General features: G+C 55.4%; 12 protein-coding genes. All 12 read left to right on the top strand.

The window, feature by feature from the left end:
- The first annotated feature begins 40 nt into the window (after window positions 1–40).
- A complete protein-coding gene (gene tssA / locus IB250_RS17915; protein ID WP_192345079.1) occupies window positions 41–1,597 on the top strand; it encodes a type VI secretion system protein TssA in 1,557 nt (518 codons plus the stop codon).
- A gap of 32 nt (window positions 1,598–1,629) precedes the next feature.
- Window positions 1,630–2,133 carry a type VI secretion system contractile sheath small subunit gene (tssB, locus tag IB250_RS17910; protein ID WP_123499384.1) on the top strand — a complete coding sequence of 168 codons (504 nt, stop codon included), beginning with the start codon at window positions 1,630–1,632 and terminating at the stop codon, window positions 2,131–2,133.
- A 28-nt stretch (window positions 2,134–2,161) separates the two neighbouring features.
- Window positions 2,162–3,637 carry a type VI secretion system contractile sheath large subunit gene (tssC, locus tag IB250_RS17905; RefSeq protein ID WP_019580436.1) on the top strand — a complete coding sequence of 492 codons (1,476 nt, stop codon included), beginning with the start codon at window positions 2,162–2,164 and terminating at the stop codon, window positions 3,635–3,637.
- Window positions 3,638–3,651: 14 nt separating this feature from the next.
- The gene (gene tssE / locus IB250_RS17900; protein ID WP_007894554.1) at window positions 3,652–4,059 is read left to right on the top strand and encodes a type VI secretion system baseplate subunit TssE; all 408 of its coding nucleotides are present in this window, start codon (window positions 3,652–3,654) and stop codon (window positions 4,057–4,059) included.
- A 10-nt stretch (window positions 4,060–4,069) separates the two neighbouring features.
- A complete protein-coding gene (locus tag IB250_RS17895) occupies window positions 4,070–4,594 on the top strand; it encodes a PAAR domain-containing protein (protein WP_192345078.1) in 525 nt (174 codons plus the stop codon).
- 62 nt (window positions 4,595–4,656) lie between these two features.
- Window positions 4,657–5,595 carry a DUF6402 family protein gene (locus tag IB250_RS17890; protein WP_192345077.1) on the top strand — a complete coding sequence of 313 codons (939 nt, stop codon included), beginning with the start codon at window positions 4,657–4,659 and terminating at the stop codon, window positions 5,593–5,595.
- Window positions 5,595–6,008: a hypothetical protein gene (locus IB250_RS17885; protein ID WP_192345076.1), complete on the top strand. Its 414-nt coding sequence runs from the start codon at window positions 5,595–5,597 to the stop codon at window positions 6,006–6,008. Before IB250_RS17890 ends, IB250_RS17885 begins: the two co-directional genes overlap by 1 nt.
- A complete protein-coding gene (locus IB250_RS17880; RefSeq protein ID WP_192345075.1) occupies window positions 5,986–6,450 on the top strand; it encodes a hypothetical protein in 465 nt (154 codons plus the stop codon). The genes IB250_RS17885 and IB250_RS17880 overlap by 23 nt, the downstream gene beginning before the upstream one ends.
- Before the next feature lie 102 nt (window positions 6,451–6,552).
- The gene (locus tag IB250_RS17875) at window positions 6,553–6,942 is read left to right on the top strand and encodes a hypothetical protein (RefSeq protein WP_192345074.1); all 390 of its coding nucleotides are present in this window, start codon (window positions 6,553–6,555) and stop codon (window positions 6,940–6,942) included.
- Between the two features lie 50 nt (window positions 6,943–6,992).
- A complete protein-coding gene (locus tag IB250_RS17870; protein ID WP_318652700.1) occupies window positions 6,993–7,445 on the top strand; it encodes a hypothetical protein in 453 nt (150 codons plus the stop codon).
- Between the two features lie 15 nt (window positions 7,446–7,460).
- Complete coding sequence (tssF, locus tag IB250_RS17865; RefSeq protein WP_192345073.1) at window positions 7,461–9,248, top strand: type VI secretion system baseplate subunit TssF; 1,788 nt, start codon at window positions 7,461–7,463, stop codon at window positions 9,246–9,248.
- Window positions 9,212–10,219, top strand: a complete 1,008-nt coding sequence (tssG, locus tag IB250_RS17860) for a type VI secretion system baseplate subunit TssG (RefSeq protein WP_192345072.1) — start codon at window positions 9,212–9,214, stop codon at window positions 10,217–10,219. The genes tssF and tssG overlap by 37 nt, the downstream gene beginning before the upstream one ends.
- Window positions 10,220–10,223 lie beyond the last annotated feature (4 nt).

Genomic DNA, 10,223 nt, shown 5'->3' with positions numbered 1-10,223 from the left:
CCAATGGCCGCATGACTGTAATTCTAATTAAAGGTCACGGATGTCCTACTCAAGCAAACTTTCCGCTCATTACCTTGAACTCGCAAAAGCCTCTGTTTCAATAGAGAATTTCGCGGGTGAGGACGTTCGCTTTTCGAGCGAATATGAGGCGTTGGAAAGTGAGCTGGGTAAAGCCTCGTCCATGCACGAAAGCGGTCAGATCGACTGGCTGAAAATCCGCGAAAACAGTGAAAACCTGCTGCGCACGCAATCCAAGGATTTGCGTGTCGGCGCCTGGTTGACCTGGGCGATGTACCAGCGTGAATCCTTCCCGGGGTTGCTGGCCGGCCTCGGTTTGCTGCACCACCTCTGTGAAAATCACTGGGCCGAAATCCACCCGAACAAGGCCCGAACCCGCGCCGCAGCCATCAGCTGGTTGGTGCCGCGTCTTGAGCAGGTGCTAAACGAAAACGTCGCGATCAAAGAGCAGCTGCCGCTGTTCCGCCGTCTGGTCGAGCATCTTGAAGGCCTCGACGCCGCGTGCACCGAGCATTTGGGCGACGACGCGCCGTTGCTGCTGCCGATTTCCCGTCGCTTGAAAAACATGGTCCAGCGCGCCGCCGACAATCAGCCGGAGCCCGGTGTGGTGGGGGCCGCGGTGGCTCAGGTCAAGCAGGCCGCGACCCAGCTGTTCACCCCCGGCGCGCCGATCGACAACGAAAAAGAAGCCCACAAGGCCCTGCGCGCCCAGCAAGAAAACGCCCGTCCGTTATGTGCCTGGTGGCTCAAGCAGAAAGCCACCGACCTGCGCGCCCTGCGCCTCAATCGCACGCTGCTGTGGCTGCCGATCGACGCGGTGCCCGAGCGTAACGCCGAGCAGATCACCGTTCTGCGCGGGCTGCCGGCGGACAAACTCAAGGCCTATCAGGACCGCTACGACCAGGGGAAATACGCTGATCTGCTGGTAGAGCTGGAGGCGAGCCTGGCGAAGGCGCCGTTCTGGTTCGATGGCCAACGAATAGTCTGGGAATGCCTCCAGGGGCTGAACGCCGAGATGGCGATGCGCGAAGTGGAAATCCACTTCGCGCTTTTGGTTCAGCGCCTGCCCGGCATCATCGAATTGCGTTTCCATGACGGCGCGCCGTTCGCCGATCCGGCCACCCGCGCCTGGATCGGCGCCCACGTTATGCCGCACCTACAAAGCGCCAGTGCGCCACGCAAAGTCGAGGTCGCCGATACCCAGCCGGCCTGGGAGCTGGCCCTTGAAGAAGTCTTGCCGGTTCTGCGCAAGGACGGTCTCAAGGCCGCCGTGCAGATTCTCAAGCAGGGCTTGCAAAGTGCCCACGGCGGACGGGTTCGATTCTTCTGGCAGTTCGCCCTCGCGCGGCTGTGTTTCATGGCCAAGAAATACGAACTGGCCAAGACCCAACTCGAAACCCTGGACCAAACATTACAGGACTCAGGCCTGCACGCCTGGGAGCCCGATCTTGCGCTGGAAGTGCTGCATTTGCTGCATAGCTGCTGCGAGTTGTTACCGCAGAACCATGCAGTGCGTGAACGCAAGGAAGAGATTTATCGCAGGCTGTGCCACCTCGATCTCGAAGTGGTACTCGAATAGGCCCCCGGGCCACAACCGCAAGGAGAAAAGCCATGGCCAAAGAAGGCTCGGTAGCCCCCAAGGAACGCATCAACGTCACCTTCAAACCCGCCACCGGCGGTGCTCAGGAAGAGATTGAACTGCCGCTGAAACTACTGGCAATCGGTGACTACACCCACCGCAAGGACGAACGCAAAATCGAAGATCGCAAGCCGATCAGCATCGACAAGATGACCTTCGACGAAGTGCTGGCCAAGCAAGAGCTGAGCCTGACATTGAGCGTGCCGAACCGTCTTCAGGAAGAAAGCGACACTGAAGAACTGGCCGTGAAACTGCGCGTCAACTCGATGAAGGACTTCAACCCGGCCTCGCTGGTCGAGCAAGTGCCAGAGCTGAAAAAACTGATGGAACTGCGCGACGCGCTGGTGGCCCTCAAAGGCCCGCTGGGTAACGCGCCTGCGTTCCGCAAAGCCATCGAAGGCGTGCTCGCCGACGACGAATCCCGCGGTCGCGTACTCGGTGAGCTGGGTTTGAACGCCACAGCCCAGGACGCCTGAGCCCCCATCAGCCAAGGAAGCCAACACAATGAGCACTAGCGCAGCACAGCAAAAAAGTAACGAGAACGGCGAATACAGCATTCTCGACAGCATCATCGCCGAAACCCGCCTGACGCCAGACGACGAAGCCTACGACATCGCCAAACGCGGTGTGTCGGCGTTCATCGAAGAGCTGCTCAAGCCGCAGAACAACGGTGAGCCGGTCAAGAAGGCCATGGTCGACCGCATGATCGCCGAGATCGATGCCAAGCTCAGCCGTCAGATGGATGAAATCCTCCACCACCCCGACTTCCAGTCCCTGGAATCGTCGTGGCGTGGCCTGCAGTTGCTGGTCGACCGCACCAACTTCCGCGAAAACATCAAGATCGAAATCCTCAACGTCTCCAAGGACGACCTGCTGGACGACTTCGAAGATTCGCCGGAAGTGATGCAATCGGGCCTGTACAAGCACATCTACACCGCTGAATACGGCCAGTTCGGTGGTCAGCCGGTGGGCGCGATCATCGCCAACTACTACATGTCCCCAAGCTCGCCGGACGTGAAACTGATGCAGTACGTGTCCAGCGTAGCCTGCATGTCCCACGCGCCGTTCATTGCTGCCGCCGGCCCAAAATTCTTCGGCCTGGAAAGCTTCACCGGCCTGCCGGACCTCAAAGATCTGAAAGATCACTTCGAAGGCCCGCAATTCGCCAAATGGCAGAGCTTCCGCCAGTCGGAAGACTCCCGTTACGTGGGCCTGACCGTGCCGCGTTTCCTGCTGCGTAACCCGTACGACCCGGAAGAAAACCCGGTCAAATCGTTCGTGTACAAAGAAACCGTCGCCAACAGCCACGAGCACTACCTGTGGGGCAACACGGCCTACGCGTTCGGCACCAAGCTGACAGACAGCTTCGCCAAGTTCCGCTGGTGCCCGAACATCATCGGCCCGCAGAGCGGTGGCGCGGTTGAAGACCTGCCGTTGCACCACTTCGAAAGCATGGGCGAAATCGAAACCAAGATTCCGACCGAAGTATTGGTTAGCGACCGTCGTGAATACGAACTGGCCGAGGAAGGCTTCATCTCCCTGACCATGCGCAAAGGCTCCGACAACGCGGCGTTCTTCTCCGCAAGCTCGGTGCAGAAGCCGAAGTTCTTCGGCATCAGCGCAGAAGGCAAGGCTGCAGAGCTGAACTACAAGCTCGGCACCCAACTGCCGTACATGATGATCGTCAACCGCCTGGCTCACTACTTGAAAGTGCTGCAGCGCGAGCAACTCGGTTCGTGGAAAGAACGTACCGACCTCGAGCTGGAACTCAACAAGTGGATCCGCCAGTACGTGGCCGACCAGGAAAACCCAAGCGCCGAAGTCCGTGGCCGTCGTCCACTGCGCGCCGCCCAGATCATCGTCAGCGATGTTGAAGGCGAGCCGGGCTGGTACCGCGTCAGCCTGAACGTGCGCCCGCACTTCAAGTACATGGGTGCCGATTTCACCCTGTCGCTGGTTGGCAAGCTGGACAAAGAGTAAGCGGAGCCTGACTCATGACTGGATATGGCAGCCTTTTCGAACGCCTGGGTGGCGACGCAGACAAACGCGTCGGCTGGAGCCGCGAGGTCTCTGCCATGGCGTCCGTGGCTGCCCATCTGGCCAAGATGCTCAGCACCCGAGCGGGCAGCGTGCAAACGCTGTCCGACTACGGGCTACCCGATCTCAATGACATGCGCCTGAGCCTGCACGACTCCCTGAGTCAGGCCCGTTTGGCCATCGAAAATTTCATCGAAGCCTACGAGCCACGCCTGAGCAATGTGCGTGTCATCTCCCTGCCGCGTGACAACGATCAGCTTCGCCTGTCCTTCAGCATCGAAGGCCTGCTGGAAGTTGATGGTTTCAAGCGCCAGGTCAGTTTCGCCGCGCGCCTGGATGGCAGCGGTCAAGTAAAGGTCAATTAAGGAGACTCCGATGTCCGGCAAACCCGCAGCACGTGTATCCGACCCCACCGCTTGCCCGCTCCCCGGCCACGGCACCAACCCGATCGTCGCTGGTTCCGGCGACGTGTTCTTCGACGGCCTCGCGGCCGCCAGCCAAGGCGATGCCTCGGCGTGTGGTGGTGCGATGGTTGGCGACCTTGCGACGACTGTTTTGATCAATGGTAAACCGGCGGCGACTGTGGGCTCAGCCGGCACTCATGGCAACAAGGTTACGGCCGGGTCCGGGACGGTAATTATCGGGAACTCGCATTCGCCGGCGCCGTTTGTGGCGCCGCTGCCGGTGGAGATCAAATGGCCGTTCGACGAGCACTTTGTAATCAATTGCAAAGACACCGGTGAGTCATTGGCTGGCGTTGCGTACACGCTAAAAACCGCTTCAGGAAAGATCATCAACGGTATTACCAGTGCTGATGGAAAGACTCAAAAAATTTCTTCCGGTCACGCTGAAGCTGTGGAGTTGGTGATTGAGCAGCAAACCGAAGTGATGATCGCGTAAGTATTTCGTTGTTTTTTTAGAAGTGAGTTTTTGACTCTGGGTTTTAAATTAAGGGTTTTGAAATGGCAGACACAGTAGTGGCATCTAGCTTGACTCCAGCGAGCAACAAAACTGGGCAGTCTACTGCTGTGCGTCATTTTAAAGTGAGCGATATTCCTGCTGCGATGGATAAGATGAAGTGGCCTGTGGCCGCGGCATTGATGCGTCACTGGTTTAAGGGTGAGCCATGGAAGAATGCCAGTGGCGGGATGGAGAAAGAAGAAAAAGAGCGTACTAGACCAGTGCCTGATCAGTACATCGAAGAAAATATAGTCAAGATGGACTGGGTGCTTAAATTTAAGAAGCCTAGTGAAACGCGTCAAGTGTTAAAAGAGGCATGGAATAACGAAAAAGCCATGCCTGAAATCCGCACAAAAATACTACGGACATTCGGCAAGTCTGGGCCAGGTTGTTATCCAGTGAAGTTCAATGGTAAGGGGCGTGCAGCCGAGAAATTCGGCTATTTTAATTCGCGATCTGTTAATTTCAGTCAGTTAGGTGGCGGTGAATTGGATGAGCTGCGTGGAGCATTGGCGAATTTCAATATGCGGGTTATCGCCGAAGGCGTTGTAAACGTCTTTGATAAGAAAGTCGTATTCGTCGCGGATCGCCTGGGTTACTACGTCGAAGATAACTATGATTTTAACGACGGTGACGATTTTGTCAGCCAACCTCTCGGATATTGGAATTTTGATGGTGTCGCTGGGGTTCTCGACGCTAACGCGCAAAACATGGCAATTGACCAAGAGACCGCTGGAATCGCGCGGTCATCCATATTCGGGATGAGTGAAGCATCAGAAAGACGGTTTGTGGAAGCAGCAAACAAACGATATTTCTTTATTCAGAACAAACATTTTGTGGAATACAGAAAGCTTCACTCCAAGGGTGGGGACTTCAGGCTTTTTTCTGATATTTTTTACGAAAGTATTGCTCCTGTTTCTATTGAGCTGGTGAAAAACTGATGAGCTCAAAGAAAATAGCTTTGTCACTATCCTTTTTGGTAATCGCGATCAGTGTTTTTTCTGTTTCGCTGAATAGCGTGCTTGAACGCAAGGCTAGTAGTTTTGTAGTTAGTGAATCAGGTAACTATCTAATTGAAAATGTGCCTGTTAGAGGTTTGCTCGTGCCCTTCGATGATTTGGCGTACTTGCGAATCACCGACAAAAGAGATTCAAACACAGTGTTTCGATCTCCTTTGTATTCGCGCAGCACTGTGGATATGAGTTCCCACGAGGATGATGTGATTGTGGGAATTGTCTGGATCGATTTTTACAAGCGCGATCAGCATTTTGGTATCAGGGTTCCGGACTGGAAAACGCATTGGCTCAATAGTTTTATCAGTAATACCCCATATGAAATTGTTGGGGGTGATTGAGGTGAGCGTCAGGGCGCTGGGAACGAAAAAGGGGACTGTCCCTAATATCCCCATAAACATGGCTGTCTTGTTATGTGGCTTGTTGATCGCTACTGCAATCATTGTGGTTGAAGTTTTAGCTCGTGCGCCAGACGTTTCGAAAAAAAGCCCGTCTGGGCAATATCTTATCGAGTCTGTTCCTGCAAGCTCGCTTTTGACTCCGCGAGACTTTGTCTATCTGCGATTCACCGATTTAAACAACCAAAATCAGGTTTACCGTACACCTCTTTTTTCCGAATTGGAGTTGGATATGCGCGCCGATGAAGATGAAAAAACGGTGGGTGTTGTATTTATAGAACTTGATAAGTCGAGCAAGTCTTTTACGTTGGGAATTTCCAGCCCGAAAAAGCACTGGTTGAATTTTTTTATCAGCAATACGCCTTACAGGGTTCTGGAAAATTGATGCTGGGGTCAGTGACCCAGCAAAAAGGGGACTGTCCCCGTCCCCGTTTTTCCGGGCGAACTGGATAAATATGGAATTTGGAATAAGCAGGTTGGCAAATAAATGAATAGTCAAATAGTCATAGGGTTCCTGATTCATTTTCTGGCATGTGCACTTTACATTGTCATGAATAATTATGCGGTGCCAATCTACAAAGAGATGGTGGGCGGGTTGACGTCTCGTGGTGTCGCTATCGGGATGGGGATGTATGTGATTTTTTACTTTTTTGTCTTTTGTAATTTCATTATTGTTTTTGTTAAGAAGATACCAGTAAAAATTGGTATAGCCGTATTTATGGTCTTGGCTATTTTGTATTACATGCTTCCACAATACCCTGTTCGAGGTATGGCATATAGTGCGCTGTCGGGAAGTTTGACTTTTATTGCAATTGCCATGTCCAGTTTGCTGGTAAGGGTTTGGACGAAGTTTTTCCCAAAACGTGAATCGCTGTGAGCAAGGTAGTGATATAGGTACAAAAAAGCGTTTAATTAATGGAGCCTGATGTGAATTCCAATTCGACACCGATGAGTTGCGCCGTTTCTAATGGTTCTCAGGTCGCGAAAATAACTTTCGGGGCTATTGCTTACTTATTGGTGATCGTTTTGTATGTATTTGTTCATGATCTTGGAGTTTCTCTTTATAAAGAACGAATGGGCGGCTTCACGGCGAGGGGCGTTGCTATTGGGATAACTGCTGAGCTGATGTTTGGATTTTTTATATTCATCAATGTAGTTGTTTTCGTGCTGCCTAGAGTGGCTTTGAAGTTTGCAACGATAGTGCTGATGGTCGCGATCGTACTTTTCTATTTTCTTCCTGAGAATCCAGTTCGTGCGATGGCATACAGCATGCTGACAGGAGGTATGAGTGTCATCGCGTTATTCACACGCTCACTAGTTCATCGACTGATTGTCCGATGCTGGCTTCGTGCTAGTGCGGTAACTTCACTAAATTCATGATCAGGCAACTACTCCATGTCCTTTAACCACTACTACCAAAGCGAACTCACCGCACTTCGCCAGTTAGGTCGTCGTTTCGCCGAGCGTAGCCCGGCGTTGGCGCCTTTTCTCGGGCAAGCCGGGCGGGATCCGGACGTGGAGCGGTTGCTGGAGGGCTTTGCGTTCCTGACCGGTCGCCTGCGCCAGAAGCTCGACGACGAGTTGCCGGAGCTGAGCCATTCGCTGATGCACCTGCTGTGGCCCAACTACATGCGGCCGCTGCCGGCGTTCAGCATTTTGCAGTTCGACCCGTTGAAGCGTTCCGGGCCTGCGTTGAGGGTCGAGCGTGATACACCGGTGGAGAGTGTGCCGGTCGATGATGTGCGCTGCCGTTTTCGCACGTGCTATCCGACCGAGGTGTTGCCGCTGGATCTGGCCGCGCTGACTTACTCGGTGAAGGGCGACGGTTCGCTGTTGAGCCTGCGCCTGGAGATGAGCGCCGATGGTCACCTTGGCGAGTTGGAGCTGAGTCGTCTGCGCCTGCACTTTGCCGGTGAGCGCTACATCAGTCAGATGCTTTACCTGAGCCTGTTGCGCAACCTCGAAGGCATCGAGCTGATCCCGCTGGATGGCGCCGGCAAGCCTATCAACGGTGTGAGCGGCCAGCCGATGGCGTTCAAGATGCCGGGCGACCGTGTGCAGCCGGTGGGTTTTGCCGAAGAAGAAGCGTTGATCCCGTATCCGCTGAACACCTTCCGCGGCTATCGCTACCTGCAGGAATATTTCGCCTTCCAGGACAAATTTCTCTTCGTTGATATCAACGGTCTGGACCTGCTCAAGGCACTGCCGGAAGACACGCTCAAGCAAATGCGCGGCCTCGAATTGCGTTTCGATATTCGCAAGAGCGGCATCATGCGTATGCGTCCGACCCTGGACAACGTGAAGCTCTACTGCACGCCGATCGTTAACCTGTTCGAGCACGATGCTTTGCCCATTCGCCTCGATGGCAAACAGGACGAATACCTGCTGCTACCGGCCGAATACGACCTGCAAAACTGCGGCGTGTTCTCGGTGGAAACCGTCACTGGCTGGAAGCCCGGCGGCCTCGGTTATCAGGAATACGTGCCGTTCGAATCCTTCGAACACGACCCAAGTTTCGACGTGCCCACCAGCCGTCCGCATTACAGCATCCGCCAGCGTTCGTCCTTGCTGCACGACGGCCTCGACACCTACCTGAGCTTCGGCATCCGCCACACCGAAGCCCACGAAACCCTGTCGATCGAGCTGATGTGCACCAACCAGAACCTGCCGCGCAAGCTCAAGCTCGGCGACATCTGCATGGCCTGTGAAGAGACGCCGGAGTTTTTGAGCTTCCGCAACATCACCCCGGCCACGTCGAGTTTCGCGCCGCCGCTGAACCGTGACTTCCTCTGGAAGTTGATCAGCAACATGTCGCTCAACTATCTGTCGCTGGCCGACGTCAATGCGCTGAAGGTGATTCTCGAAACCTACGACCTGCCGCGCTACTACGACCAACACGCGGAAAAAGTCAGCAAGCGCCTGCTGGGCGGGCTCAAGTCGATCAAGCACCAACACGTCGACAGATTGCACCGAGGGTTGCCGGTACGCGGGTTGCGCACCGAGCTGACCATCGACCCGGAAGGGTATATCGGCGAAGGCGACCTGTTCGTGTTCGCTTCGGTTCTTAACGAGTTTTTCGCGCTTTACGCCAGTCTCAATTCGTTCCACGAGCTGCGGGTAAAAAGCACACAGGGAGAGGTGTACCAATGGACACCACGTATGGGCCTGCAGCCCCTGCTTTAAGCGGGCTGACCCGGGTAATACGCGAGTACTCGCTGTTTCAGGCCGTGCTGCTGGTGATTGACCGGCTGCGCGATGCGCACCCGTACCTGAGCGAAGACGACCTGTACGACCAGCTGGAATTCCAGGCCAATCCGAGCCTGGGTTTCCCTGGCAGCGACGTCGATCGCGTGGAGTTTTTCAAAGAGCATGGGCAGATGCGTGCGCGGTTGCGTTTCAACCTGATCGGCCTGGTCGGTTCCGGTTCGCCGCTGCCGGCGTTCTATGGCGAACAGGCCCTGGGCGACAGCGAAGACGGCAATCCGACCCGCAACTTCCTCGACCTGTTTCACCATCGCCTGCAACGGCTGATGCTGCCGATCTGGCGCAAGTACCGCTACCGCGCGAGCTTCCAGAGCGGCGCCCTCGACCCGTTTTCGGCGCAGCTGTTTGCCCTGATCGGCCTCGGTGGCGAAGAGATCCGCAAGGCCCAGGAACTGAACTGGAAACGTCTGCTGCCGTACCTCGGCCTGCTCAGCTTGCGGGCGCACTCGGCGGCGTTGATCGAAGCGGTGCTGCGCTACTACTTCAAGCACGCCGAACTGACCATCGAGCAGTGCATCGAGCGCCGCGTCGAGATCCTCGACGAGCAACGCAATCGCCTGGGCCGCGCCAACAGCATGCTCGGCGAAGACCTGGTGCTGGGCGAACACGTGCGCGACCGCAGCGGCAAATTCCGCATTCACATCCGCGAGCTTGACTGGCAACGCTTTCACGAATTCCTGCCGATCGGTTTCGGCTACCAGCCGCTGTGCGCGCTGGTGCGGTTCACCCTGCGCGACCCGCTCGATTACGACATTCGCCTGGTGCTGCGCCAGGAAGAAATCCGCGAACTGCGCATCGGTGAGCAGAACGCCTGTCGCCTGGGGTGGACCAGTTGGCTCGGCCGCGAGAAAGCGGACGGCGTGGTGACCCTGGGCAGCAAAATTCATTAAGGAC

The sequence above is a fragment of the Pseudomonas sp. PDM09 genome, from assembly GCF_014852305.1.
Classification (GTDB): Bacteria; Pseudomonadota; Gammaproteobacteria; order Pseudomonadales; family Pseudomonadaceae; genus Aquipseudomonas.
This window is presented reverse-complemented; position numbering and strand designations above follow the sequence as displayed.

Coding starts and splice junctions, on each gene's coding strand:
- IB250_RS17890 (WP_192345077.1), top strand. CDS start 4,657: ATGGCAGACACAGTAGTGGCATCTAGCTTGACTCCAGCGAGCAACAAA.
- tssE (WP_007894554.1), top strand. CDS start 3,652: ATGACTGGATATGGCAGCCTTTTCGAACGCCTGGGTGGCGACGCAGAC.
- IB250_RS17895 (WP_192345078.1), top strand. CDS start 4,070: ATGTCCGGCAAACCCGCAGCACGTGTATCCGACCCCACCGCTTGCCCG.
- tssG (WP_192345072.1), top strand. CDS start 9,212: ATGGACACCACGTATGGGCCTGCAGCCCCTGCTTTAAGCGGGCTGACC.
- IB250_RS17885 (WP_192345076.1), top strand. CDS start 5,595: ATGAGCTCAAAGAAAATAGCTTTGTCACTATCCTTTTTGGTAATCGCG.
- tssC (WP_019580436.1), top strand. CDS start 2,162: ATGAGCACTAGCGCAGCACAGCAAAAAAGTAACGAGAACGGCGAATAC.
- tssA (WP_192345079.1), top strand. CDS start 41: ATGTCCTACTCAAGCAAACTTTCCGCTCATTACCTTGAACTCGCAAAA.
- IB250_RS17880 (WP_192345075.1), top strand. CDS start 5,986: ATGAAATTGTTGGGGGTGATTGAGGTGAGCGTCAGGGCGCTGGGAACG.
- IB250_RS17875 (WP_192345074.1), top strand. CDS start 6,553: ATGAATAGTCAAATAGTCATAGGGTTCCTGATTCATTTTCTGGCATGT.
- tssF (WP_192345073.1), top strand. CDS start 7,461: ATGTCCTTTAACCACTACTACCAAAGCGAACTCACCGCACTTCGCCAG.
- tssB (WP_123499384.1), top strand. CDS start 1,630: ATGGCCAAAGAAGGCTCGGTAGCCCCCAAGGAACGCATCAACGTCACC.